The organism is Ruegeria sp. G10 (genome assembly GCF_056533645.1).
Genome location: NZ_JBQFOQ010000001.1, coordinates 114,925 through 139,736 on the forward strand (window position 1 = coordinate 114,925; position 24,812 = coordinate 139,736).

General features: G+C 60.3%; 19 protein-coding genes. 4 read left to right on the forward strand and 15 right to left on the reverse strand.

What is annotated here, in order from left to right; all coding sequences use genetic code 11:
- Window positions 1-58: 58 nt before the first annotated feature.
- Window positions 59-1,351 carry a serine--tRNA ligase gene (serS, locus tag ACR0KM_RS00565; RefSeq protein WP_480857238.1) on the forward strand — a complete coding sequence of 431 codons (1,293 nt, stop codon included), beginning with the start codon at window positions 59-61 and terminating at the stop codon, window positions 1,349-1,351.
- Window positions 1,352-1,402: 51 nt separating this feature from the next.
- Here the strand turns inward: serS and ACR0KM_RS00570 are convergent, their stop codons facing one another.
- From ACR0KM_RS00570 to ACR0KM_RS00590, 5 genes are all read right to left on the reverse strand, one after another.
- Window positions 1,403-1,951, reverse strand: coding sequence for a helix-hairpin-helix domain-containing protein (locus tag ACR0KM_RS00570; protein WP_480865367.1), 549 nt, complete (start codon window positions 1,949-1,951; stop codon window positions 1,403-1,405).
- An 80-nt stretch (window positions 1,952-2,031) separates the two neighbouring features.
- On the reverse strand, window positions 2,032-3,018 hold the full coding sequence (locus tag ACR0KM_RS00575) for a fatty acid desaturase (RefSeq protein ID WP_480857232.1): 987 nt from the start codon (window positions 3,016-3,018) through the stop codon (window positions 2,032-2,034).
- A 163-nt stretch (window positions 3,019-3,181) separates the two neighbouring features.
- Complete coding sequence (gene der / locus ACR0KM_RS00580) at window positions 3,182-4,645, reverse strand: ribosome biogenesis GTPase Der (RefSeq protein ID WP_480857230.1); 1,464 nt, start codon at window positions 4,643-4,645, stop codon at window positions 3,182-3,184.
- A 49-nt stretch (window positions 4,646-4,694) separates the two neighbouring features.
- The gene (locus tag ACR0KM_RS00585; RefSeq protein WP_480857228.1) at window positions 4,695-6,017 is read right to left on the reverse strand and encodes a PQQ-like beta-propeller repeat protein; all 1,323 of its coding nucleotides are present in this window, start codon (window positions 6,015-6,017) and stop codon (window positions 4,695-4,697) included.
- A 42-nt stretch (window positions 6,018-6,059) separates the two neighbouring features.
- On the reverse strand, window positions 6,060-6,731 hold the full coding sequence (locus ACR0KM_RS00590) for a hypothetical protein (RefSeq protein WP_480819612.1): 672 nt from the start codon (window positions 6,729-6,731) through the stop codon (window positions 6,060-6,062).
- Between the two features lie 225 nt (window positions 6,732-6,956).
- Between ACR0KM_RS00590 and ACR0KM_RS00595 the strand changes: the two genes are divergently transcribed.
- Together ACR0KM_RS00595 and ACR0KM_RS00600 are read left to right on the forward strand one after the other, a co-directional pair.
- Window positions 6,957-8,186: an efflux RND transporter periplasmic adaptor subunit gene (locus ACR0KM_RS00595; RefSeq protein ID WP_480857226.1), complete on the forward strand. Its 1,230-nt coding sequence runs from the start codon at window positions 6,957-6,959 to the stop codon at window positions 8,184-8,186.
- Window positions 8,183-11,947: an efflux RND transporter permease subunit gene (locus tag ACR0KM_RS00600; protein WP_480857224.1), complete on the forward strand. Its 3,765-nt coding sequence runs from the start codon at window positions 8,183-8,185 to the stop codon at window positions 11,945-11,947. The genes ACR0KM_RS00595 and ACR0KM_RS00600 overlap by 4 nt, the downstream gene beginning before the upstream one ends.
- A gap of 33 nt (window positions 11,948-11,980) precedes the next feature.
- Here the strand turns inward: ACR0KM_RS00600 and ACR0KM_RS00605 are convergent, their stop codons facing one another.
- The 3 genes from ACR0KM_RS00605 to ACR0KM_RS00615 are packed head-to-tail and all read right to left on the reverse strand — an operon-like array spanning window position 11,981 to window position 15,635.
- On the reverse strand, window positions 11,981-12,373 hold the full coding sequence (locus ACR0KM_RS00605; RefSeq protein WP_480857222.1) for a DUF2147 domain-containing protein: 393 nt from the start codon (window positions 12,371-12,373) through the stop codon (window positions 11,981-11,983).
- A 52-nt stretch (window positions 12,374-12,425) separates the two neighbouring features.
- Entirely contained in the window at window positions 12,426-14,237 is a 1,812-nt protein-coding gene (locus tag ACR0KM_RS00610) for an ABCB family ABC transporter ATP-binding protein/permease (RefSeq protein ID WP_480857220.1), read from the reverse strand.
- 57 nt (window positions 14,238-14,294) lie between these two features.
- Window positions 14,295-15,635, reverse strand: a complete 1,341-nt coding sequence (locus ACR0KM_RS00615) for a LysM peptidoglycan-binding domain-containing protein (RefSeq protein ID WP_480857218.1) — start codon at window positions 15,633-15,635, stop codon at window positions 14,295-14,297.
- A gap of 126 nt (window positions 15,636-15,761) precedes the next feature.
- Here ACR0KM_RS00615 and ACR0KM_RS00620 point away from each other — a divergent pair, with 126 nt between their 5' ends.
- Window positions 15,762-16,313 (forward strand): LOG family protein, encoded by a 552-nt coding sequence (locus ACR0KM_RS00620; RefSeq protein ID WP_480819606.1) that lies wholly within the window; start codon window positions 15,762-15,764, stop codon window positions 16,311-16,313.
- Between the two features lie 43 nt (window positions 16,314-16,356).
- Here ACR0KM_RS00620 and ACR0KM_RS00625 read toward each other — a convergent pair whose 3' ends face one another.
- From ACR0KM_RS00625 to ACR0KM_RS00655, 7 genes are all read right to left on the reverse strand, one after another.
- Complete coding sequence (locus tag ACR0KM_RS00625) at window positions 16,357-16,809, reverse strand: host attachment family protein (RefSeq protein ID WP_480819605.1); 453 nt, start codon at window positions 16,807-16,809, stop codon at window positions 16,357-16,359.
- Between the two features lie 401 nt (window positions 16,810-17,210).
- Window positions 17,211-18,062 (reverse strand): glycosyltransferase family 2 protein, encoded by an 852-nt coding sequence (locus ACR0KM_RS00630; RefSeq protein WP_480865368.1) that lies wholly within the window; start codon window positions 18,060-18,062, stop codon window positions 17,211-17,213.
- A gap of 406 nt (window positions 18,063-18,468) precedes the next feature.
- Window positions 18,469-19,068, reverse strand: a complete 600-nt coding sequence (locus tag ACR0KM_RS00635; RefSeq protein WP_480857216.1) for a superoxide dismutase — start codon at window positions 19,066-19,068, stop codon at window positions 18,469-18,471.
- Window positions 19,069-19,459: 391 nt separating this feature from the next.
- Window positions 19,460-20,026: a sarcosine oxidase subunit gamma gene (locus tag ACR0KM_RS00640; protein ID WP_480857214.1), complete on the reverse strand. Its 567-nt coding sequence runs from the start codon at window positions 20,024-20,026 to the stop codon at window positions 19,460-19,462.
- On the reverse strand, window positions 20,019-23,048 hold the full coding sequence (locus ACR0KM_RS00645; protein WP_480857213.1) for a sarcosine oxidase subunit alpha family protein: 3,030 nt from the start codon (window positions 23,046-23,048) through the stop codon (window positions 20,019-20,021). Before ACR0KM_RS00645 ends, ACR0KM_RS00640 begins: the two co-directional genes overlap by 8 nt.
- Before the next feature lie 67 nt (window positions 23,049-23,115).
- Window positions 23,116-23,445, reverse strand: coding sequence for a sarcosine oxidase subunit delta (locus tag ACR0KM_RS00650; protein ID WP_480819600.1), 330 nt, complete (start codon window positions 23,443-23,445; stop codon window positions 23,116-23,118).
- Window positions 23,446-23,533: 88 nt separating this feature from the next.
- Window positions 23,534-24,778: a sarcosine oxidase subunit beta family protein gene (locus tag ACR0KM_RS00655; protein ID WP_480819599.1), complete on the reverse strand. Its 1,245-nt coding sequence runs from the start codon at window positions 24,776-24,778 to the stop codon at window positions 23,534-23,536.
- Window positions 24,779-24,812: the final 34 nt, after the last annotated feature.

Genomic DNA, 24,812 nt, shown 5'->3' on the forward strand with positions numbered 1-24,812 from the left:
TGACATTCAGATGGTGCATAAGCGGTTTCAGTGATTCACGCATTCAAGGATCTGAGACATGCACGACATCCGCGCCATTCGCGAAAACCCTGCCGCCTTCGACGCCGCCCTCGCGCGCCGTGGGGACGCGCCGGTGTCGTCAGACCTGCTGCGGCTGGACGAAAGCCGCCGCGTCAAGATTCTGGCTGCCGAAACCGCGCAGGCCGAACAGAACAAGGCCAGCAAAGAGGTCGGCGCCGCCAAGGGCCGCGGTGATGAGGCTGAGTTCGAGCGCCTGCGCGCGCTCGTGGCCGAGAAAAAGGCCGAGATCGCCCGGATGCAGACCGAGGCCAAGGATCTGGATGCACTGCTGACCGACCAGTTGATCCGCATCGCCAACCTGCCCGCCGAGGATGTGCCCGAAGGCGCGGATGAGGCCGACAATGTCGAGGTCAGCCGCTGGGGCACCCCGCGCGCACTGGACTTTGCGCCGAAAGAGCATTTCGAGATCGAAGCCGTTCAGCATGGCATGGATTTCGAGACCGCCGCGAAGCTCTCTGGCTCGCGCTTTGTGCTGCTGTCCGGCGGCGTCGCCCGCATCCACCGCGCGCTGGCGCAGTTCATGCTGGACACCCATATCAACGAGAACGAGCTGACCGAGGTCAACGGCCCGGTTCTGGTTCTGTCCGAGATGATGCAGGGCACCGGCCAATTGCCGAAATTCGGCGAAGACAGCTATCAGACCCGCGAGGGCTGGTGGCTGATCCCGACCTCCGAGGTCTCGCTGACCAATATCGTCAACGACACGATGATCGACGAAAGCTACCTGCCCCGCCGCTATACCGCGCATTCGCTGTGCTTCCGGTCCGAGGCTGGATCGGCGGGCAAAGACACCCGCGGGATGCTGCGCCAGCACCAGTTTGAAAAGGTCGAGATGGTCTCGGTCACCCACCCGGACAAATCCGACAACGAACAGAAGCGTATGCTCCACTGCGCCGAAGGTATTCTGGAAAAGCTGGGCATTCCCTATCGCACCGTGATCCTGTGCACCGGCGACATGGGTTTTGGCGCGCGTCGGACCTTTGACATCGAGGCATGGCTGCCGGGTCAGAATACGTACCGTGAGATCAGCTCGGTCTCGACCTGCGGAGACTTTCAGGCCCGCCGCATGAACGCCCGCTTCCGCCCCGAAGGTGGCGGCAAGCCGGAATATGTGCATACGCTGAACGGCTCGGGGCTTGCGGTCGGGCGCTGCCTGATTGCGGTGCTGGAAAACGGTCAGAATGCGGATGGCACAGTTACCCTGCCCGAGGTTCTGGCCCCCTATCTGGGTGGCAAGCTGACGCTGCAAACCGACGGCACCTTGGCATAAGAAAACCGGCACACATGGGTGCCGGTTGGATCGAACGAGGCGAAGAGGTGTCTACTTCTTCGCCTTTTTCTTATCCTTTTTCTTGCTGGATTTCTTGTCCGCTTTCTTCTTGTCGGCCTTTTTCTTGCCGCCGCCTTTGGACTTCTTGTCTTTCTTGGCCTTCTCTTTGACCTTTTCCTTGGCCTTCGAGAATACGGCCTCCATCTCGGATTTCTTCCGGGCTGCTTTCTCGGCCTTGGCCTTGGCTTTCGCCTTCTTTTTCGCCTTGGCTTCAGCCGCTGCTTTCTCAGCTGCTTCACGCGCCTCTGTGGCCTTGCGCTCGGCCTCGGCCTTCTTGGCAGCCGCTGTATTGCGCGCAGGTGCCCGACGCGCCGGAGGCTTCCGGTTCGGCGCCCGACGCGCCGGAGGTTTGACCGGAGCGGCCACCGCCTCTTTCGCGGCTGCGATCAGGCGCGCGGCCCGCGCGGCGCCGATGCGCGGCACTTTCATCAGATCCTCAGGGCTGGCTTTCGCCACAGCCTGGGCGGTCTTGAAACCACCCGCACTCAGCGCCTGTGCCAACGCTTCTCCAACGCCGCGCACATCGGTAACTGCGGTCATCACGGATCCTTTCCTGTCATCCCTTACTTGTGTATATGCACAGCCTATACACTCTGACAAGAGCGCCGACTGCCCCCCATTTAACCAGCCTGCGCCACCCGCTGACGATGTGGCCGCTGCGGGAACGGCACCAGACGCTTGGCCTCTTCATCCCAAAGCTTCAGGTTCAGCGCTGCCACCGCCTCGGGGAATTTGATCCGGCGCGGGGTGTATTCGGGCGGAAGGTTATAGTGGCACGCGCGTAGCCGGTAGGACGGTATCCGCGCGTTGAAATGGTGGATGTCGTGCAGGGTGATGCAGGCCACCGCATTGTCGAACCACCAGCCAAAATCCAGCGCCGATGATCCCTGCAGCGCCGCCAGTTGCGGATCGAGATCGGGGCGGCGATCCCAATAGGTATCCTCAAAATTATGCTGAAGGTAGACGAGGAACACACCAAGCATCCCGCCCAGCAAAGAGAAGATCAGCCAGACCAGAATGCCGGTGCTGCCCGCGATCAGATAGAGCAGCCCCAGAAAGACAATGATCGACAGATTATGCAGCAACACGCCTCTTACGCCGAAGCGAACGGTGTTTTTTGGCCAGCGATAACGAATGAAGTAGGTGAACAGCGCACCCACCGGCACAAGGATAAACGGGTTCCGGTAAAGCCTGTAAAACAGACGCTTTTTCCAATCCGCCTCATTCCATTCGCGCAGCGTCATGGTGTGGATTTCGCCGGTTTCGCGATGTTCCAGATTGCCGATCCCCGCGTGATGCAGATTGTGGTTCTGCTTCATCACCTCAAACGGTGCAAAGGTGAACGGCGACAGGCCGTGGCCCGCCCATTCATTCTGCGCCCGCGTCTCAAACAGCGAGTGATGCCCGCAATCGTGCTGCAGCACATAAAGACGCACGGCAGAGAAGGCAAAAACGACCCCCGCCGGGATCATGATATACCAACGATCCACATAGGCGATCGCCAGCGTCAGCGATGCAAAATACACCGCAAACGTCCCGAAATAGCTGAGCGCGGCCAGCCGGTTGTCCTGTACCGCGTATTGTCTGGTGTATTCCCTCAGATCCATCTCGCCCGCTCCCCAGGGTGGTCCGGTTATGTCGTGTTTCAAAATGATGTGCGGGCAGCCCGCAAACAAGCCGCGTGCGAAAACAAATGCACGCAGTTGAATGCTAGCGTGGGGAACGGGGGCTGTCACGCCCCCTGTCTGAAAATGCTGAAAATTAGCGCGGTTACGCGCGTCCCTTGAGATGTTTGGCCAAGGCACCGGCATTTTTCTTGCGCCGCCCCTTGTAGGGGTTCTTGTCGCCCTGTCCGCGCAAAGTCAGCCGGATCGGGGTGCCCGGCATGTCAAAATCCTCACGCAGACCATTGACCAGATAGCGGTTATAGCTCTCGGGCATCTTGTCGGGATGCGAGCACATCACCACGAACCCCGGCGGGCGGGTCTTGGCTTGGGTCATATAACGCAGCTTGATCCGGCGGCCCTGTGGTGCGGGCGGCGGGTGCTGTTCCAGCATCGCGGTCAGCCAGCGGTTCAACGCCGCCGTCGGCACACGGCGGTTCCAGACGTCATGGGCGCGCAGGATCGCGGCGCGCAGACGTTCCAGCCCGCGTCCCGTCTTGGCCGAAACGGTGATCAGCGGTGCGCCGCGTAATTGCGGCAGCAGCCGTTCAAAGGATTCTTTCAGATCGCGCAGCTTTTCCTGTTTGTTGTCCTCGATGTCCCATTTATTCACGGCGACGACAACGGCGCGACCCTCACGCTCGGCCAGGTCGGCGATGCGCAGGTCCTGTTGTTCGAACGGAATCGCGGCATCCAGAAGAACCACCACAACCTCGGCAAATTTCACCGCGCGCAGACCATCCGAGACCGAGAGCTTTTCCAGCTTCTCCTGCACCTTGGCCTTTTTGCGCATCCCGGCGGTATCAAAGATCCGCATCGGAGTGCTGTCGCCCTCGGGGCTGGCCCAATCGATGCGCAGGCTGATCGCATCGCGGGTGATCCCGGCCTCAGGCCCGGTCAGCAGGCGATCTTCGCCCATGATCTTGTTGATCAGCGTGGATTTCCCTGCGTTCGGACGACCCACCACAGCGACCTGCAAGGGCTTGGCGGCGGTTATCAGAGGCGCTTCGCCCTCGCCATCCTCATCCAGTTCAATATCGGTTTGCGGGGTATCATCGACGGCCTGTTCCTCGGCCGCATCCGCCAACGGCATCAGCTGCGCATAGAGGTCCGTCATCCCCTCGCCATGCTCACCCGACAGGCGCACGGGTTCGCCAAGGCCCAGATTATACGCCTCAAGCACACCCGCATCCGCCGCGTTGCCTTCGGCTTTGTTAGCGGCCAAGATCACATGCTTCGAACGTTTACGCAGGATCTCGGCAAACATCTCATCCGTGGGCGTCAGGCCAACGCGCGCGTCGATCATGAACAGGCAGACATCAGCCATGTCCACCGCACGCTCGGTCAGACGGCGCATCCGGCCTTGCAGGCTGTCGTCGGTCGCGTCCTCAAGACCTGCCGTGTCGATCACGGTAAAGCGCAGATCGCCCAGCCGCCCTTCGCCTTCGCGCAGGTCACGCGTCACGCCGGGCTGGTCGTCGACCAGGGCCAGGCGTTTGCCCACAAGGCGGTTGAACAGGGTGGATTTGCCCACATTCGGGCGCCCCACGATGGCGAGGGTCAGCGACATGATACCAATCTTTCAAGACTCAAGATGCGCCCTTTAACGCATCTTTTCGTCAACGAAAAGCGTGCAGTTCACCCTTGGTGGACACGACATACAGCGTCTGCCCCGCCACGACCGGGGCCGTGGTCGCGCCACCGGGCACTTCGACCTGATGCACCAGCGCCCCGTCCACGGGGTTGAAGAACCTCAGGAAGCCGTCATTCGAGGCGACGATGACACGGCCACCCGCCATGATCGGGCCGTAATGGGCAAAAATCGGCCCGCGGCGGCCCGGTCGGTCTTTGACAAAGCTCGGAAGGTCGACAGCCCAAACAGTCGAACCGTCCGCTGCATCCAGCCGCACCAACTGGCTGCGGTCGCTGATCAGGAAAACGCTGTTTCCAACCGGCCATACGGTGTCGATTGCGCCTTCAAGGGCGGTCCAGTTGCGTTCACCCGTATCGACATCAAACGAAACGGTGCGACCGGAATGGTTACCAATCACAATTGCATTACCCGTCACCATTGGCCCCGCGGTCACGTCAACGATCTGCGCTGCAGCACGGCCACGCCGACCGCCCGCCACAGAGGCATTCCAACGCTGAATTCCGCCTCGACGGAAAGCCGCGGCGATATCACCCGATCCAAATGCGAAAACGGAAAACTCGGACGCAATGACGGGCGCAGGTGCACCCAATACGTTGCCAACGCTTGGGGTGCCCTGAATTTGCCAGAGGACGCGCCCATCTTTCGTGTCCACCGCCCAGCCTGTCTCATCGCCGGCGACGACATAGAGAATGCCCCCGCTCACCAACGGCGCACCACTGCCGGTGGCGTTCAGGCGATTTTGCCATTTCTGCGCGCCGGTCTTGGCGTCCAGCGCGGTCAGACGGCCAAAGCCGGACGACACATAAAGCACTCCGTCGGCATAGGCGAGACCACCCCCAGTGGCGTCCCCCTCTTTCTCGTTGGCGGGAATCAGGTTGGTGGTCCATGCCGCCTGACCCTGAGGCGTAACCGCCGTAACATTCGCGCCGGAATCAAGCGTATAGATCAAGCCACCCGCGACCACAGGATCGGCAGTGATCCGTTGTTTGCGGCTGTCGCCCGCGCCGATATTGGCGGACCAGATCCGTTGTGGCGCCGCGCTGAGCGCCGCGTTTGTCGTACGAAACGCAGTCGTGCCGGGGCTTTGCGACCAGCTGGCATTTCGGCTTTGCGATGGAAGGCTGATCGGCTTGGCGCCGCGGGTCTCAACCGTTTCGTTGTCGACCGCCGGGCGGATATCCTCGCGCTCACCGGGCAGGATCGCCTCGGGCTGCTGACACGCGCTCAGGGCGATCAGAACAAGCGCCGCAGCGGGCAATCCAAAGCGTGAGAAAGAACGTGATACCATGATCTGATGAACTCGTCTGTGAAATTCCGTTTCGCCGCCGGGTTAGCCCTGTTGCCCCAACACGGGTTCAGGTGCGCCACCCAGCGCGACAATCAGCTGCGCCGCGCGCTGTTGCAGATCAATACTCGCCTCTGCGTCCTGACGCAGCGCCTGCAAACGATCCAGCGCCGCCTGCGTCTCGCCCTCGGCGACATCAATCAAGGCCAGCTGCTCTTCGGCCAGCAGGCGCAACGGAGCCCCCGGAGCCGCCAACGCTTCGAATTGTTGACGGCGATCCGCGGCGGGCATGGTGTCTGTCTGCAGCAACAGCGCCTTGAACCCCGCGATGGCGCGATAAATCTCGGGCAGATCACCCTGCGTGGCAATGGCGTTGAGACTGCTGACGGCCTCCTGCTCGGTCCCGGCCTCGACCTGGGCGGCCGAAAGCAGCATGTTCAGCACCGCATCTCCGCCAACGGATTGTGCGTCTACCGTTTGCAGGCGCGCGGCCCGCTCAGCCGAACCATTCTCGGCCAGCGCGGTCAGAATCGCGTCACCCAGTGCCTCGGCCTGACTTGCATCACGTGCCTTGCGAAACTCGTTGAAGGCAGCGCCTCCTACAATCGCTACAACGGCAACCACGCCAACCCAGCCCCAGCGACGCAAAAGCAGGTACATACGATCCCGGCGCACCTCTTCGGTGACCTCATCGATAAAACTGTCGGTATCGCTCATCCTGCCCCCAGGCTTAGGTGTCCGGTTTTCTAGCGCTATGTCATACCCCGGCCTTCCGGCCAAGCCAAGTGCCCGAATTCATACATTTGCCTGGATGTCGCCGGGTCTTGCTTAAAAAAGTGAACCGAACTATTCAGTTTAGTATGGAAATGACCGGGCTCGACCCCATTTTGAAAACATAAGCACCGCTGCCGTGTAGGCGATCATATCTGGAGAAGACACCGCATGCGTTTGATTTCATTCATCAACGCCATATTGGTTGTAGTTGCATTGTATTTTCTCGTGTTCGAACGCGACGCGCTTTTTGCATTTGCGGGCCGCGGCGAGGCGCAGACCGAGGCAACCGTCGATGGTGCGGAAACTGAACCTGTGCAGGTCGCCGATGCCATCGGCGTCATAGCCATAAGGTCCACCGCGCGCGAGATTGGCAGCGCGGTGCAGCTGCGCGGGCAAACCAAAGCCAACCGGCAGGTCGAAGTGCTGGCCGAGACGACCTCGACCGTTTTGTCCGAGCCCAAGCGCAAAGGCACCTTCGTCGAGGCCGGAGATCTGCTGTGCGAATTGGATCCCGGTACGCGTCCGGCGAGTCTTGCCGAGGCCAAGGCCGCAAAGCTTGAGGCACAAAGCCGCGTGCCCGAAGCCGAGGCCCGCCTGCAGGAAGCCCATGCGCGCCTGGCCGAAGCCGAGATCAATCTGACCGCCGCGCGCAAGCTTTCGGAAACAGGCTTTGGCTCGGAAACGCGCCGTATCTCGAGCGAAGCAGAGATGAGCTCCGCCAAAGCGGGAATCAAGTCTGCCGAAGCCGGACTGGAAGCCACTCAGGCCGGGATCGAGGCCGCGACCGCCGAAGTCGCCGCCGCCCAACGCGAGATGGACCGCCTGACAATCGAAGCCCCTTTCAAAGGTCTTCTTGAGAGCGATACAGCCGAGCTCGGAAGCTTGATGCAGCCGGGTGCTCTCTGCGCGACGGTCATCCAGCTGGACCCGATCAAGCTGGTGGGTTTCGTCCCCGAGACCGAGGTGAACCGGATCCTCGTCGGGTCTATGGCGTCGGCGCAGCTGGTCACCGGATTGCAGGTTGAAGGCCGGGTGACTTTTCTCAGCCGCTCTGCCGACGAAACCACACGGACGTTCGAAGTGGAAATCACGGTTCCCAACCCTGAACTTCTGATCCGGGACGGACAGACCGCCAATATCCAGATCGCGGCCGAGGGCGTCAAAGCGCACCTTCTGCCGCAATCGGCGCTGACCCTGAACAATGAAGGTCAGCTTGGCGTACGCACCGTGGTGTCCGACAATGTGGTGGATTTCGTGCCCATTCGCCTGCTGCGCGATACCGCCGACGGTGTTTGGGTGGGCGGGCTGCCGGAAACCGCGGACATCATCGTGGTCGGGCAAGAGTTCGTCACCCGCGGCGTCAGCGTCACGCCGACCTATAGGGAAGCCACACAATGACCGGGATCGTCAGTTGGGCCGCTGGCCGGGCCAGAATGGTCCTGGCCTTCATCGCCATATCGCTGGTCATAGGCGGGTTCGCATATGTGGGCCTTCCGAAAGAGGGCGAACCGGATATCGAAATCCCTGCTCTGTTCGTGTCGGTCCAGTTTCCGGGCATCTCTGCCGAGGATTCCGAAAACCTGCTGATCAAGCCGATGGAAACCGAACTGGCGGATCTGGATGGTCTGAAAGAGATGACGGCGACTGCTGCCGAAGGCTATGCCGGTATCGCGCTTGAGTTTGATTTCGGCTGGGACAAAACCGCCATCACCGCGGATGTTCGCGATGCCATGAACAGCGCGCAGGCCGATTTCCCGGATGGGGCCGAGCAATACTCGCTGAACGAGATCAACTTCTCGGAATTCCCCATCGTCATTGTCAACCTGACCGGCCCTGTTCCGGAACGCACGATGGCCCGCGTCGCCAAAGACCTTCAGGACGAGCTTGAGTCGTTGGATGCGGTGCTTGAGGCCGGGATTGCCGGCAACCGTGACGAGATGCTTGAGGTGGTGATCGACCCCCTGCGGCTCGAGGCTTATAACGTCACCGCCGCCGAACTGATCAGTGTGGTGCAGAACAACAACCAGTTGATCGCCGCTGGCGAAGTCGAGACGGAACAAGGCACGTTCTCGGTCAAGATTCCCTCGTCCTTCAAAACCGCTCAGGATGTCTATGGTTTGCCCATCAAGGTCAACGGCGACCGCGTCGTAACCTTGGGCGAATTGGCCGAGATCAACTACACGTTCGAAGATCGCGAAGGCACCGCGCGCTTTAACGGAGAACCCACAGTCGCGCTGCAGGTGGTCAAACGCAAGGGTTTCAACCTGATCGATACCGTGGCGCTGGTCAAAACCACCATCGCCGAGGCGCAGACCAAATGGCCTGCCGAGCTGCAGGCCGCCGTGGACGTCGGCACCTCGAATGACCAAAGCCGCATCGTCGGTTCGATGGTCAGTCAGCTTGAAGGTTCGGTGCTGACAGCGATTGCACTTGTGATGATCGTGGTTCTGGCCTCGCTGGGCACGCGCGCGGCGCTGCTGGTCGGGTTTGCGATCCCGACCTCGTTCCTGCTGTGTTTTGCGTTCCTTGCGGTCATGGGCGTCAGCATCTCGAACATCGTGATGTTCGGCCTGATCCTGGCTGTGGGTATGTTGGTCGATGGTGCCATCGTGGTGGTCGAATATGCCGACAAGCGTATCAAGGATGGCGTCGGTCCCATGCATGCCTATGTCGAAGCTGCGCAGCGAATGTTCTGGCCCATCGTGTCGTCGACCGCGACAACGCTGTGCGCCTTCCTGCCCATGCTATTCTGGCCCGGCATTCCCGGAGAGTTCATGGGCATGCTGCCTGTTACGCTGATCTTCGTACTGTCTGCCTCGCTGATCGTGGCGTTGATCTATCTGCCTGTCATGGGCGGTGTCTCTGGCCGGATGAGCCGCAGTTTCGACCGCAGCTCGAACTGGCTCAGGGCACGGGCGCCCTGGTGGGTGCGCGCGCTGTTGGTGCCGCCCTCATTGTACATGATCTTCCTCGGCGCGATGCAGATGCTGAACCCGGGCTATCTGGTGCCGGGTGGCGCAGCGGCGGGGGCCTTGATGTTCCTGTTCGGGGCGTTTGCCGGTTCGGTCACCCTGAGCGCGGCCAAGATTCAGCGTGCTCCGGATGATCATGTGCACACCGCCAACGAGCATACGCCGTTTGGCTATGTGGTGAAGTTCCTTGTCGGTAATCCGATCATGCCCGTCGTGTCGCTTGCCGTCGTTGGTTTCGCCGTCATCAGCGTCATGACCGCTTTTGGGGAAAACAACCGGGGCGTCGAGTTCTTTGTCGAAAGCGAACCCGAGCAAGCGACAGCCTATGTGCGAGCGCGCGGCAACCTGTCTCTGGCCGAAAAGGACGAGATGGTGCTGGAGGCCGAACGGATCATCAGCGCCCACCCGGCGGTGATCAATGTATTCTCATTCGCGGGTGACGGCGGGCTGAACCAGAACAATGGCGGCGCAAGCGAGCCGGCGGATACCGTTGGCCGCGTTCAGTTCGAGATCATTCCATGGGAAGACCGCCCCAACGTGTCCGAGCCGATATTGGGCGGTCTCTTTGACCGCCAGATCATCGCCCCCGATTATGACGGCGATTATGTTCTGGACGAGTTGAACGCCGAGCTGGCGCAAATCCCCGGCTTCGTCGTCGAAATTCTGCCTTTGGAACAGGGCCCGGCCTCGGCCAAGCCCGTCCATCTGCGTATCAAGGGTGATGGGTGGGAAAAACTGACCGCATCCACCCTTGCCGCGCGTGAGGTGTTCGAACAAACGCCCGGGCTGATCAAGATCGAAGACACGCTGCCCCTGCCCGGCATCGACTGGCAGATCGACGTTGACGTCGCCAAGGCGGGCCGCTTCGGGGCCGATGTCGCCACCGTCGGCGCGATGGTCCAGCTTGTCACCCGTGGCATCCTGCTGGGCGAAATGCGCCCGGACTCGACCGATGAAGAAATCGAAATCCGCGTCCGCCTGCCCGATCAGGACCGGGTGTTGTCAACGCTCGATACGCTCAAAGTCCGCACGCCAGACGGGCTGGTGCCGCTGTCGAACTTCGTGACCCGCCAGCCGGTGGCCAAACTGGCCGAGATCAATCGCGTCGATCAGCAGCGCTATTATGATGTCAAAGCAGATGTTGAGCCCGGCCTCAGCAAGATTGTCGTCGATGGTCCGGATGGTACGCCGCAACGGCTGGCCGTTGTACGTCCGCTGGCCGCAGGGGCAACCTCGGAAAGTGCGATCATCACGGGACCGAATGGCAGTGAATACGAGTTGGTACAACTGACCGGTGCCGAGAATATCGGCCAACTGCGAACAAGCATCGAGGATGGCAGTGCCAGCTTTGCGCTGATCAACCCGAACGAGCGGATTGCCGTGCTGACCGAGTGGTTGCAGACCGATCCCTTTGACCGTGCCATCAGTTGGGAATGGACCGGCGATCAGGAAGATCAGGCCGAAAGCCAGGCTTTCCTGTCCAGCGCATTCCTCGCCGCCCTTGGGTTGATGTTTGTGATCCTGCTGGCGCAGTTCAACTCGTTCTACAACTCGGTGCTGGTATTGTTGGCGGTGGTGCTGTCGACCACCGGGGTTCTGATCGGGATGATGGTGATGCAGCAGCCGTTTTCAATCATCATGACCGGAACGGGCATCGTGGCGCTGGCGGGGATCGTGGTGAACAACAACATCGTTCTGATCGACACCTATCAGGAATACAGCCGCTATATGCCCCGGATCGAAGCGATTGTCCGCACGGCCGAGGCGCGTATTCGGCCCGTTCTGCTGACCACGCTGACCACCATGGCAGGCCTGACACCCATGATGTTCGGGCTGTCGCTGGACTTCATCAATGGCGGCTATTCGATCGACAGCCCTACCGCACTGTGGTGGAAGCAGCTGGCGACGGCGGTCGTGTTTGGTCTGGGCACCGCAACGGTGCTGACACTGATCGTGACGCCATCCCTGCTGGCGCTGCGCGTCTGGGTGACGACCTACGTGATCTGGGGGGGCAAGGCGATCGCACGGGCCACGCAGGGCCGCTCTAGCAAGATCGCGCAGGACATGGCGATTGACCAAAGCGCGCGCGACATGCAGTGGACCGAGATTGTCTGGAACGACGGCACATCCGAGGCCAAGCAGGACCCCGATCACCCGCCGGGGCCACCGCTTAAAGCCGCCGAATAGCAGGATCAGGGCCGGTCGTTCCGGCCCTTTTTCTTAGCCCTTCAACCGCGACCACGTCTGATGCGCGCAGACCAGATGCTCGCATCCTTTGACCTGAAGCGTGTCGCCCTGCAGCGTCATCTGCGGCACAGCGTCAACATTGATAAGGGGCACCCAGAACTCACCCCCGCCGTATTTGCCACCGCCTTCGCTGGCCACATTCCAAAAAAGCTTCTTGCCGATATTCGGCGTCTGCACCTCTTTGCCCGATGGATCATAGGCTGACATTATCTGGCCGCAGAACTTGTCTCCGCAGGCCGTGATCTTGATGTGAGAGGTCAGGTTCTTGCGATCCGGTTCGGTCTTCCAGATCCCTTCAATCGGGTCCGCCGCAGCCAAGGCGGGGGCCACAAGCAAGGCTGCGATAAGGGGCAATCGTCTGCGCATCTGAAATCCTCCGACTATCAATGCCCGATCATAGCATACCGGGCGCGCAGGATCAGGCCGCCTGCGCATCCGATTGCTGACGGCTCCACAGCTGGGCATAGCGGCCTTCGCGCGCCAGCAGCTCATCATGGGTGCCCTGCTCGATGATCTCTCCGCTTTCCAGAACCACGATCCGGTCGGCCTCGGCAATGGTGCTGAGGCGGTGGGCGATGGTGATCACCGTACGCCCCTCACCGGCACGGGCCAAAGCATCCTTGATGTCCTGTTCGGTGTCGGTGTCCAGCGCCGAGGTCGCCTCATCCAACAGCAGGATCGGAGGGTTCTTGAGCAGCGTGCGCGCGATGCCCACCCGCTGCTTCTCACCGCCCGAGAGCTTCAGGCCGCGTTCACCGACCTTGGTGTCATATCCCTCGGGGAGGCTGGCGATGAAGTCATGGATCTGGGCCGCGCGCGCGGCGGCCTCGACATCCTGCTGAGTGGCCCCTTCACGACCGTAGGCGATGTTGTAGCGGATCGTATCGTTGAACAGCACCGTGTCCTGCGGCACGACACCAATGGCGGCATGCAGGCTGGTCTGGCTGACATCGCGCACGTCCTGCCCGTCGATTTTCAGGGCACCACCGGTGACGTCGTAGAACCGGAACAGCAGCCGCCCGATGGTGGACTTGCCCGATCCGGTTGCCCCAACGATGGCTACGGTCTGCCCCGCCGGAACGGTCAGCGACACGCCTTTCAGGATTTCGCGATCCGCGTCATAGCCAAAGCGTACATTGTCCAGCGTGACCTCGCCCCCGTTGACCTTCAAATTCGGCGCACAGGGCTTGTCTGTAACCTCGGCAGGCTGTTCCAGCAGGTCGAACATCTGCCCCATATCCACCAACGACTGGCGGATTTCGCGATAGACCGTACCCAGAAAGTTCAGCGGCACGGTGATCTGGATCATGTAGGCGTTGACCATCACGAAATCGCCGACGGTCAACTGCCCCTTCTGCACCCCGATGGCGGCCAGAACCATCACGCCGATCAGGCCGCAGGTGATCAGGAAGGACTGGCCAAAATTCAGGAAAGCCAGCGAGTACGCCGTCTTCAAGGCAGCCTTGGCATAGGCTTTCATCGAGACATCATAGCGTTCAGCTTCGCGCGTTTCGGCGTTGAAATATTTGACGGTTTCGAAGTTCAACAGGCTGTCAATGGCGCGCTGGTTGGCCTCGGTATCCTGATCGTTCATTTCGCGACGCAGCTTTACGCGCCATTCGGTCACGGCAAAGGTGAACCAGATATAAAGCGCGATGGTCGCGGCCACGACCACCAGATACCAGACATCGAACAACCACATCAGAATGATCGCGACCAGCAGCAGTTCCAGTATCAACGGCCCGATGGAAAACAGCAGAAAGCGCAGCAGAAACTCGACGCCCTTGACGCCGCGTTCGATGATCCGGCTCAGCCCACCGGTGCGCCGGGTCACGTGGTAGCGCATCGAAAGCTGGTGGATATGCTGAAACGTCTCAAGCGCCAGTGCCCGCAGCGCCCGCTGCCCCACCGGCGCGAACAAGGCATCGCGCAATTGCTGAAAGCCCACCGTCATCATCCGGGCCACGCCATAGGCCACGGTCAACCCGATTGCGCCCAGCGCCAGCGGCGGCACGCCTTCACCAGCCAGACCATCGACCGCTCCTTTATAAAGGATCGGCGTGTAGACAGCGATCAGCTTGGCCACCACCAACATCACCAACGCCAACACGACGCGGCGTTTCACCCATGGCTCATCATCGGGCCACAGGTAAGGCGCGACCTTGCGGATCGTGCGCCAGCCTGAGCGCTGTTCTTCTGCATCAACTTGCAGGGCTGAGGATCGTCTCATCACGTACCTTAACTGCGGTCAGAGAATGCGCCCGGCCCACGGGGCCGAAGCGTTGTGTCATTCGGGAATGGTGAAAATCTGCCCCGGGAAAATCAGGTCAGGGTCGCGAATGGATTCCCGATTGGCCTCGAACAACCGAACGTAAAGGATGCCATCCCCAAACCGTTCGCGCGAGATGGCCCAGAGCGTGTCGCCCTGCTGAACGGTGACGGACCGGATCGGGGGTGTTTCGGTCGGACTGTCGCCTTGCCCGGTCTCTTCGGCGGCGCGCAGAACCTCGACCGGTTCGCGCTTGAACGGTGTCTCAAGACGGCTGACAACAGTGCCATCGGGTGCGACCTCATCCACACGCAGGGTATAGACACCGGGATCGATGCCTTCGACCTCACCCCGCCACTGCCCGTCCGGCGCGGGCGGCAGATCAGCGACCAGGCGGTTGTTCAGATAGAGGCGTACCGCCGATCCATCCTGCGCCCGCCCGGTCAGCTGCACATCGCCAGTGTCCGAATACCCGATCGTATCCAGAGCGATCTGCTTGGGCGGCACATCCCGAACGGTCGGGGGCTGAACCAGCTCGACACCCTCTTCGCCTGAACGCAGGACAGCAATCTGCTGGTCCTGCGCTTCGACCGGCTCGGGCTCTGTGGCTTCAGGCTGCGGCTCGGGTGTTGCCTGAGCCTGTTCCGCCACTTGCGGTGCGCCGCTGGTTTCGTCAGACGGGTCGGCCTCAGCAGTGGTTTCGGCAGGAGCCTCTGGCTCAGGCGCTGTCTCGACCTCAGCAGTTTCCACCTGCGGTTCTTCAGGTTCCGGGGCTGTCTCAGCCGCCGCCACGTCCGGCGCATCAACCGGCGGCGGCGTTTCCTCGGGTGCCGGCAACGCTGCGATCAGGTAATCATCCGAACGCACAGGCTCTCCTTCGCCCAACACCTCCAGAGCCAGCCCTCGCGCAGCATCCGCAAATGGGATCGTGACGAACTCAGCGAATTGACCGCTGGGATCGACAGTAAAACTGTGGACGGTTTCCCCATCCAGCAGCACGTTGATCTCAGACCCGGGTTCGGCATTGCCCGACAGGACAGCATTGCCATCGGGCTCCACGAATATCTGATCCAGAACGGGCGCTTGAGTCGCCTCTGTCGGGGCTTCATCGCTTTCAGGTTCGGCCTCGGCGGTCTGGCTCGGTGCCTCGGCATCAGGTGCCGCCTCGGGCTGGGGCGCACCTTCGGCACTCGTCTCAGGCGTTTGTGCAACTTCCACCACTTCGGGTGCAGCTTGCTCTGGCGTATCACCAAAGCCGCCCAACAGGTACACCCCGCCCGCGCCCACAACTGCGACGATCCCGGCAACCAGCCCCCAGATGAAGGTGCCCGAGCTTCCGCTTCCCGAATTGGCGTCCATTCTTTTCCTTTCACTCCGCCCCGTAAGTACTTTGACAGCCAAGCCTTACATGGAGCGGTTGAGCCAACCTATCAATCCCGCTATCAGGGGTCAAAACCCCGAACACAAGAGCAGAGAGATCGACTTATGCCCCAGAAATCCGTCTGTGTGTATTGCGGGTCACGCAATGGTGCAACTCCGGCCTATGCTGAGGCAGCCCGATCGTTTGGCACCCTTCTCGCCCACGAAGGCTGGCGGCTGGTTTATGGCGCGGGGGATGTGGGTCTGATGGGCGAAGTCGCCCGCGCCGCACAGGCCGCCGGAGGCGACACGTTCGGCGTTATCCCCGTGCACCTGCTGCAGCGCGAGGTGGGCAAGACCGATCTGACACGATTTGTGGTGACCGAGACGATGCACGAGCGCAAGAAAGTCATGATCATGAACGCCGACGCGGTGATCGTGCTGCCCGGCGGCCCCGGATCGCTGGATGAGCTGTTCGAGGCGCTCACCTGGCGGCAGCTGGGCCTGCATGACAAGCCCATTCTTGTGCTGAATGTGGATGGGTATTGGGACGCGCTGCACACGCTGCTGGATCAGGTGATCGATCAGGGTTTTGCCGATGGGTCGCTGGCCGATTTTGTTACCTGGGTCGGCACCCCCGAAGAGGCCATGACCCGTCTGCGCAGTTTCCTGAACTGACGGGCCGGGAACCGGGCGGTGTGCCGCCCGTACCCTTGAGCGTTCAGGCAGGCGCGGCAAGCCGTGTCTTGAGGATACGCTCGACCTTATGCAACGGATGATTGGTCAGCGTCTTGTCGACCTCGGCCACCACCTTGGCCAGAACCTCACTGTGCAGACGACGGCGCAGCAAGCCCAGAACATGCGGGCTGGCGACCAGTACGAGCCTTTTGTACGCCCCTTTCAGCCCTTTCCGGTTCAACAGATTTGCCACATCCTGCACAAACAGAGATCGCGCGTGGGCCTTCCAACTCTCTTCCTCGACCGCAGATTTCTGCTTGGGGCCTGTATCGGCCCGGCGACCAGCCCGGTCGGCTGGTCTGGTCGGGGCGGCGTCTTGTTCCTCGACGGATACGACGACCAGATTGGGGTCCTGCGCGTCGGTGATATTCTCCATCACCAGCGCTTTTTCCCCGTCGGCAATGATAACCCAAGTTCCCTGTTCAAGTGCGGCCATTATGGTCTCCTGCAAAGATTGACGTGGTCTCCCCATCCCTCGGGCACAGATTATCGGTTGCGTGCCGGCAATGTCGCGGCGCGCTGAGCGGTCTGTTTTCAATCAGTTGGCGGCTCTCTCCCTCCGCATATTATAGCTAGGTATTGCGGGGCCGCGTACAATGCCGCGCGCGACGAAAGTTGACGCTTAGGCAGGTTTCTACCTGCGGCAGTGCGCTAGAATGCGCAGATTAGAAAACACTGCTTCTTGGACGCAATCTGGCATCACCAGCACACCGGAAGGTGTCATACTGGCACCAATGCAGGGTCGGCTCTGCTGACAACCCCCACATCGGGGCTACCACGCTGTCAGCTCCTTCTATTGTCAATTTCGTTCGCGAATATCGACAGTGAATTTAGAGATCAGAATAGCCCTACAAACCGATCCGGCAATTCGAACGCGACCTTTCGCTTGAACTTGGGAACGCACCAAACGCCCGGTCGTTTTTTCCTATTGCGCTGGAATCCGGCCGCTAGTCTCTCATAACTATCCGAGAGCTCTTGTTCGGCCTCAACTACAACAAAATTTGACACTGTTTCCGTCGAGGTGTTTGAACGATCGTCAGTCTTTCGGCGGCTGCGGCTCATTTCCGTGAAACTGTCCGCGTCACCGGGTTCGCCAATATCAGCATAACGCACATGGGCCAAATATAGTCCTCTAGGAAGAGCCATACGGCTCGCATCATGTGTTTTGGGATCCTTGGCACCATGAAAGCCAATCTGGATTCCATTCCGTCCTGCGATCGCCTTTGAGTACATTGAGTCTACGATGCCGAGCTGCCTTTGCGCCGAATAAAGCTGTTCATGATCAAGCGGCATATCATCATGCCGTGCAATGAGATTAAATCCGACGCAGAACCAGCCGTCGCTGCTACCCGATTGAAAACAGTCGGCCAGATTCTGATGCTCATTTGGGTCGACGAAAACGAACTCGTCCACGTCGACCTGCATCACCACGTCAACATAGGTTCTCAAAAACTGAGCTAATCCGTTGAGCGCATTGTGTCGATGGTAGTCAAAGCGATCGAGCCCAGTTCTGGGTATCCCTATGACGTTGCACCCAGCACCAATCTCTCGGTGTCTGGGGTCATCTCCGTGGGATACTATGTATAAGTTTTCGTAACCAACAAGCTGCCCGTAGTGGGCGCACCATCTTCCGAGTGTTGCGTAGCCTTTGTACACCATAGTGACAGCAGCGATTCTCATGTTGCTCATACCTCGTCCAACTTCCAAGCAAACAATCTCTGGTAGTGTGCGCATATTCAAGTGGCAGCAATTCAAATGGATTGTGCAAAAAGGTTCTTGATGGCTATCGCGGCAAGGGGAAGTGAATTTGTCGGTCAAATTTCCATATATTGCGCGTACTTGTTTTTGATGCCGAAAACTCACTGCCTGAGCAAGTACTACAAACCTCAAGGAAAACTGGGCCTTACGTCTAATGAGAGAGGCTAGGTACCACGACCTAACGTGCCACTCTCGTTGTTCAACCATGTCCGCTGAGGGCTCCGATCAGACACTCAAACCAACCAAACAGCTTGAACCTTGAAATCAGTACCCCTCAACGAAAAAGGCCCGCCAGCGTCTCCGCCAGCGGACCCCTTTAAAACCTTCGCGGGTGCGATCACATCCGCGATGCGACGTTTTCCCAGTTCACCAGATTGTCGAGGAAGTTCGACAGGTAAGCCGGACGCTTGTTGCGGAAGTCGATGTAGTAGGAATGCTCCCACACATCACAGCCCAGCAGCGCGGTCTGACCGAAGCACAGCGGGTTCACGCCGTTCTCGGTCTTGGTCACGGCCAGCGAGCCATCGGCATTCTTGACCAGCCACGCCCAGCCCGAACCGAACTGGCCCGCACCCGCGGCGCTGAACTGCGACTTGAATTCGTCAACCGAACCAAAGCTCTCGGTCAGGGCTTTTTCCAACTCACCGGGCATGGCGCTGTCGCCGGGGCCCATCATCTCCCAGAACTGGTTGTGGTTCCAAAGCTGGCTGATGTTGTTGAAGATGCCGTTCTGCGCGACGGCGTTGGCGTCATAGGTGCCGACGATGATCTCCTCCATCGACTTGCCATCCCACTCGGTCCCGGCGATCAGCTTGTTGCCGTTATCGACATACGCTTTGTGGTGCAGGTCGTGGTGATATTCCAGCGTTTCGGCGGACATACCTTTGGCTGCCAGCGCGTCATGTGCATAAGGAAGATCAGGAAGTTCAAAAGCCATCTCGGCCCCCTGTTGAAAATGAGTGTTGCGGTTCCAAAGGTTAAATGCTGCGGCAAGGGCCGTAGGTCAAGGGCCGAGATCACAAAACCCTGAGCTCGACCGCGCCCAACAAACGTCCACCACCAGATCATGGCGTCCCGGTCTCGCCCGATAGCTCGCTTTTTTCGAATGCTGCGACCAGCAGCCTAAGGTACTCGGGCCACCCGTCGCGCCACACCAAGGGCACTTCCGATGTTGCGACATCAGAAGTGTTTCGCATCCACGCCCACCCGGTACATGCGTGGCAAACACGACCAATTGGGCTTCATCTGGCCAAAAATATCCTGGGGGTGAGGCCGCAGGCCGAGGGGGCAAAGCCCCCTCACCTGCATCTCAAAAAGTGATCAGGGTTTTAGTAAACCCCAACCTCGCTCCCTGGCTGCGCCGCAACCTTGAGCAGCTTGAACACATAATCCGCAGTCGAGCGGAAGCAGACGACGCGGAAGGTATCTGCATCGTCCATCCAGAAGGCCCCAGCCACCTGCGCCAGGCGCGAGCGGCGGATCTGACCGGGCTGGAAAGCCTCGGTCGAAAACTCGACCGGGGCAACTTTGCCCAGCACCTCGCGGGCGCTGCCACCCGAGACACGGAACACCGCGCGGGCGTCCGAGACATTTACGGCCAAGGCGTGGGTGCCGCTGAGCGCACCTGCCATATCGGCCAGCTTCGCCTCGACCTCGGCATAAGGCACCAGCACCAGCAATTCGTCCGAGGACATCCAGCATACGCCAGTGTCGCCCTTGACCAAAGCCTCACGCTGGCCGGGCACTTTTTGCCCGGTCGCGTCCTTGACGGCCTTGGCCAGCACCTTGTCCGACAGATCACCGCGCAGAGTGATCATGCCCTGCAGGCCGCATTCCTCGACCTTGGCGATGCCTTCATAGCTTGCGTGGTTCAGTGCCCTGATGGGTTCAGACATTCTGCTTCTCCCCGTCCTTGTCGTAGAAGATCGGGTCCACGATCTTGGCTTTGTAGGTTTTCCCGTCGGTTCCGGGGAACTCGACAATCTCACCCATCCGGTCGGGACCATGCTTGATCAGACCCATGGCGATGCCTTTGCCCAGATTGGCCGAGTAATAGGTCGAGGTCACACGCCCGATCATATTGCGCTGGCCGTTGGCATTGACGCCCTCGCCAACCGCATAGGCACCGTCCGGCAGAACCGAACCATCCACAGTCTCCAGACCGACCAATTTCCAGCGTTCGGGATCAGCCATATGGCTGCGTGTGTGGGCACGTTTGCCTAGGTAGTCCTCTTTCTTCTTGGACAGCGCCCAATGCAGCCCCAGATCCTGCGGGATCACGGTACCGTCGGTCTCGTCGCCGATCATGATAAAGCCCTTCTCGGCCCGCAGGATGTGCAGACATTCGGTGCCGTAAGGCATCACGCCGAACTCTTTGCCTGCGTCCATCAGAGCGTCCCAGAACGCTTGACCCTGCGAGGCCGGCACGGCGATCTCGTAAGACAGCTCACCCGAGAACGAGATGCGATAGGCGCGCGCATCGAACTCACCGATCTTGCCGTCGCGCCATTCCATGAAGGGCAGCGCCTCTTTCGACAGGTCCATGCCACCACCCGCTTGCGCGTTCAGTTTCTCAAGCACCTTGCGCGCGTTCGGACCCACGACAGCGACTTGAGCATATTGCTCGGTCACGTTGGCGACATAGACTTTCCAGTCCCACCATTCGGTTTGCAGCCATTCTTCCATGTGACCATGGATACGCTCCGCCCCGCCCGTGGTAGTGTGGCACAGCCATGTGTCCTCGTCGATGCGGGCAACAACACCGTCGTCGATCAGGAAGCCGTTCTCCGAACACATCAGGCCATAGCGGCATTTGCCGACTTTCAGCGTGGACATCATGTTGGTGTACAGCATGTCCAGGAACTTGCCCGCATCCGGGCCCTTGACGATCAGCTTACCCAGCGTCGAGGCGTCCAGCAGGCCGAGGTTTTCGCGGGTGTTTTTCACCTCACGATTCACCGCGTCATGCACGGATTCACCGGGACGGACATAAGCATAGGTCCGGCGCCAATGGCCCACGGGCTCCCAGTCTGCGCCGTTCTTGTCATGCCAGTTGTGCATCGGTGTCTGCCGGATCGGCTGGAACACCTCACCACGCGCTTCACCGCCAATCGAGGCCATCGAGATGGGCGTGTAAGGTGGGCGGAATGTGGTGGTGCCGACCTTCGGAATTTCCGAATCCAGCGCATCAGCTAGGATCGCCAAGCCGTTGATGTTGCTCAACTTACCTTGGTCGGTCGCCATACCCAGTGTGGTGTAACGCTTGGTGTGTTCGACGCTTTCATAGCCTTCGCGCGCCGCCAGCTGAACGTCCGAGACCTTGACGTCGTTCTGGAAGTCCAGCCACGATTTCATGCGCAACTGAATGTCCGCATTCGCGGGCATCAGCCAGACGGCTGCCATCGGCGCCTCCTCGGTGGTTTCACCAGCCGGAGCCTTGGTGTTCTTCGGCTTGAAACCGGCAGCTTTCGCCGCCGCTTTGCCCGCCGCGTGTGCGTCGGTCAAAACTTCGCCCAGCGCCAGCGGACCGTTCGAGCTGCCAGCCGCAACCACAAAGCCTTCGCCATCTGCACCCAGCGGAGGACGCGACGGGTCGGGGCGGAAATGAGCGTTCGCCTCATCCCAGATCAGTTTGCCGCCGCAATGCGACCACATGTGAACGACCGGGGACCAGCCGCCTGACATGGCGACCGCATCACATTCGACCTCTTCCCGCGCGCCACCGATGCCGTCCTGATTGCACAGCTCGACCTTCTTGACGCGTTTACCGCCTTTGACTTTGGCGATGGCCTTGCCGGGGTCGACGCGGATGCCCAGTTGCCGGGCCTCCTCGGCCAAAGGTCCGGCGCTGTCACGCGCGTCGATCACGCGCAGAACATCCACGCCAGCCTGTTTCAGAATGATCGCAGTGCGATAGCCGTCGTCATTGTTCGTGGCGACGATGACACGCTCACCCGGTGTTACGCCCCAGTTGACAACATAGTCACGCATGGCCGAGGCCAGCATGACGCCCGGAACATCGTTGCCCGCGAAAGACAGCGGACGCTCAATCGCGCCGGTGGCAGTGACGACTTGCTTGGCACGAATGCGCCACAGGCGATGACGCGGGCCTTGGGTGCCCGGCTTGTGGTCGGTCAGCCGCTCATATCCCAGCACATAACCGTGGTCATAGACCCCTGCCCCCATGCAACGATTGCGCATGGTGACGTTGTCCATTGTTTCGAGTTCGGAAACCAATTGTTCCACGAACTTATCCACAGGTTCACCGTCGACGGTTCCACCATCAACCGGAGCGCGCCCGCCCCAATGCGCCGTCTGCTCAATCAGGAGAACTTTCGCACCAGATTGCGCAGCCGCTTTTGCGGCTTGCAGACCCGCGACACCCCCGCCGATCACCAGAACATCGGTGAAGGTATAGAAATGTTCATAGGTATCAGCATCCCGGCTGTCCTTGTCGGGCGCTTTGCCCAGACCGGCGGACTGGCGGATGAACGGCTCGTAGACATGTTTCCAGAACGGTTTCGGATGGATGAACATCTTGTAGTAGAAACCGGCCGGCAAGAAGCGCGACAGATGCGTGTTGATCGCGCCAATGTCGAACTCAAGGTTCGGCCAGTGGTTCTGCGACACCGAAGTCAAGCCGTTGAACAATTCGGTTGTGGTGGCGCGCTGGTTCGGCTCGAACCGGTTACCTTCGCCCAGACCGACCAGAGCGTTCGGCTCTTCCGCGCCGCTGGCGACCATGCCGCGTGGACGGTGATACTTGAACGACCGGCCGACCATCATCTGGTCATTCGCCAGCAGGGCGGAGGCCAGCGTATCACCCTCGTAGCCCTGCATCGAGGTGCCGTTGAAGGTAAAGGTAACCTGTTTCGACCGGTCGATCAGCCGGCCTTGTTGTGCGAGACGGGTGCTCATTGTGCGGACCTTTCGCGTGTGGAGACCTCGGAGCCTCCGGCGGGAGTATTTAGGAAAAGATGAAGCATCAGGAGAACTCTCTCCATTTCCATCCCGGGCGCTTGGCCGTGATGGCGTCCTTGATCTCTTGCGGCGGCTCGGTGGTCTGGGCGGAATAGGTGCCAAAGACCTCGAGCGTGTGTGTACAGCGGGCGGCGTGGAACCACTTGCCGCAGCCATTGGCGTGGCGCCAGCGCTCGAAATGAACGCCTTTGGGGTTCTCGCGCATGAACAGGTAGTCGTGGAACTCATCATCCGAAGAGCCGGGACCAAACCGTTTCAGATGCGCTTCACCGCCAGCGGCCAGCTCAGTTTCTTCGGCATCCACGCCACAACAGGGGCAGTTCAGGATCAGCATGTGATCATCCTTTCGGCGGCAGGCGAGACAAAGCGTCCTGCAAAATCTACGTAGAAGGTGCGCGCGATTTTTCGACGAAAAATCTTCATCAGTGCGCCACCCCGGCGGCAACGCTTTCGTCGATGAAGCGGCCCTCTTTGAAGCGGTCCATCGTGTACGCCTCGGTCAGCGGGGAATGACCTGTGGCCATCAGCTGTGCCATACCCCAGCCCGAGCCCGGAATGGCCTTGAAGCCGCCCGTGCCCCAACCCGCGTTGATAAAGCAGCCTTGCAGCGGGGTTTTCGACATGATGGGCGAACGGTCGCCCGTCATGTCCACGATCCCCCCCCACTGACGCAGCATTTTCAGGCGCGAGATCATCGGGAAGGTCTCGACCAGTGCTCGCACGGTTTCCTCGATGTGATGGAAGCTGCCGCGCTGGGTAAAGTTGTTGAACCCGTCGGTGCCGCCGCCAATCACCATTTCGCCTTTGTCGGACTGGGACATGTATCCGTGCACGGTGTTGGCCATCACCACCACATCCATGCAGGGCTTTATCGGCTCGGAGACCAGCGCCTGCAGCGCGACGGCTTCCAGCGGCAAACGGAAACCTGCCATCTCGGCCAACTGACCGGAATGGCCTGCAACGACAATCCCCAGCTTGTCACAGTCGATCGCCCCTTTGGTGGTATCGACACCCACGACGCGGCCGTTTTCCTGACGTACACCGGTGACTTCGCATTGCTGGATGATGTCCATGCCCATTGCAGAACAGGCGCGGGCATACCCCCAGGCCACCGCATCGTGGCGTGCAGTGCCACCGCGTTCCTGCCACAGGCCACCCAGCACCGGATAGCGCGGGCCGTCCAGATTGATGATCGGCACCAGCTCTTTCACGCGCTCGGGCGTGATCCACTCGGTTTTGACGCCCTGCAGTGCATTCGCATGCGCGGTGCGTTGGTAACCCCGGATTTCATGTTGAGTCTGCGCCAGCATGATCACGCCGCGCGGGCTGAACATGATGTTGTAGTTCAGCTCCTGACTCAGATCCTCGTAGAGGCTGCGCGCCTTCTCATACAGGGCCGCCGAAGGGTCCTGCAAATAGTTCGATCGGATAATGGTGGTGTTCCGACCGGTGTTGCCACCGCCCAGCCAGCCTTTCTCGATCACGGCGACATTCTGAATGCCGTAGTTCTTGCCAAGGTAATAGGCCGTCGCAAGACCATGCCCGCCCGCGCCGACGATGATGACGTCGTAGCGCTTCTTGGGTTCGGGCGAACGCCAGGCGCGTTCCCATCCGGTGTGATAGCGCAGCGCTTCACGCGCCACAGCAAAAGCTGAATAGTGTTTCATAAGCGAATCCATCCGGTTCGGTGATTGGGCGCAG

What these genes read in the sequence shown, in the direction of transcription:
- serS (WP_480857238.1), top strand. Translation starts at nt 59, where the DNA reads ATGCACGACATCCGCGCCATTCGCGAAAACCCTGCCGCCTTCGACGCC.
- ACR0KM_RS00570 (WP_480865367.1), bottom strand. Translation starts at nt 1,951, where the DNA reads ATGACCGCAGTTACCGATGTGCGCGGCGTTGGAGAAGCGTTGGCACAG.
- ACR0KM_RS00575 (WP_480857232.1), bottom strand. Translation starts at nt 3,018, where the DNA reads ATGGATCTGAGGGAATACACCAGACAATACGCGGTACAGGACAACCGG.
- der (WP_480857230.1), bottom strand. Translation starts at nt 4,645, where the DNA reads ATGTCGCTGACCCTCGCCATCGTGGGGCGCCCGAATGTGGGCAAATCC.
- ACR0KM_RS00585 (WP_480857228.1), bottom strand. Translation starts at nt 6,017, where the DNA reads ATGGTATCACGTTCTTTCTCACGCTTTGGATTGCCCGCTGCGGCGCTT.
- ACR0KM_RS00590 (WP_480819612.1), bottom strand. Translation starts at nt 6,731, where the DNA reads ATGAGCGATACCGACAGTTTTATCGATGAGGTCACCGAAGAGGTGCGC.
- ACR0KM_RS00595 (WP_480857226.1), top strand. Translation starts at nt 6,957, where the DNA reads ATGCGTTTGATTTCATTCATCAACGCCATATTGGTTGTAGTTGCATTG.
- ACR0KM_RS00600 (WP_480857224.1), top strand. Translation starts at nt 8,183, where the DNA reads ATGACCGGGATCGTCAGTTGGGCCGCTGGCCGGGCCAGAATGGTCCTG.
- ACR0KM_RS00605 (WP_480857222.1), bottom strand. Translation starts at nt 12,373, where the DNA reads ATGCGCAGACGATTGCCCCTTATCGCAGCCTTGCTTGTGGCCCCCGCC.
- ACR0KM_RS00610 (WP_480857220.1), bottom strand. Translation starts at nt 14,237, where the DNA reads ATGAGACGATCCTCAGCCCTGCAAGTTGATGCAGAAGAACAGCGCTCA.
- ACR0KM_RS00615 (WP_480857218.1), bottom strand. Translation starts at nt 15,635, where the DNA reads ATGGACGCCAATTCGGGAAGCGGAAGCTCGGGCACCTTCATCTGGGGG.
- ACR0KM_RS00620 (WP_480819606.1), top strand. Translation starts at nt 15,762, where the DNA reads ATGCCCCAGAAATCCGTCTGTGTGTATTGCGGGTCACGCAATGGTGCA.
- ACR0KM_RS00625 (WP_480819605.1), bottom strand. Translation starts at nt 16,809, where the DNA reads ATGGCCGCACTTGAACAGGGAACTTGGGTTATCATTGCCGACGGGGAA.
- ACR0KM_RS00630 (WP_480865368.1), bottom strand. Translation starts at nt 18,062, where the DNA reads ATGAGCAACATGAGAATCGCTGCTGTCACTATGGTGTACAAAGGCTAC.
- ACR0KM_RS00635 (WP_480857216.1), bottom strand. Translation starts at nt 19,068, where the DNA reads ATGGCTTTTGAACTTCCTGATCTTCCTTATGCACATGACGCGCTGGCA.
- ACR0KM_RS00640 (WP_480857214.1), bottom strand. Translation starts at nt 20,026, where the DNA reads ATGTCTGAACCCATCAGGGCACTGAACCACGCAAGCTATGAAGGCATC.
- ACR0KM_RS00645 (WP_480857213.1), bottom strand. Translation starts at nt 23,048, where the DNA reads ATGAGCACCCGTCTCGCACAACAAGGCCGGCTGATCGACCGGTCGAAA.
- ACR0KM_RS00650 (WP_480819600.1), bottom strand. Translation starts at nt 23,445, where the DNA reads ATGCTGATCCTGAACTGCCCCTGTTGTGGCGTGGATGCCGAAGAAACT.
- ACR0KM_RS00655 (WP_480819599.1), bottom strand. Translation starts at nt 24,778, where the DNA reads ATGAAACACTATTCAGCTTTTGCTGTGGCGCGTGAAGCGCTGCGCTAT.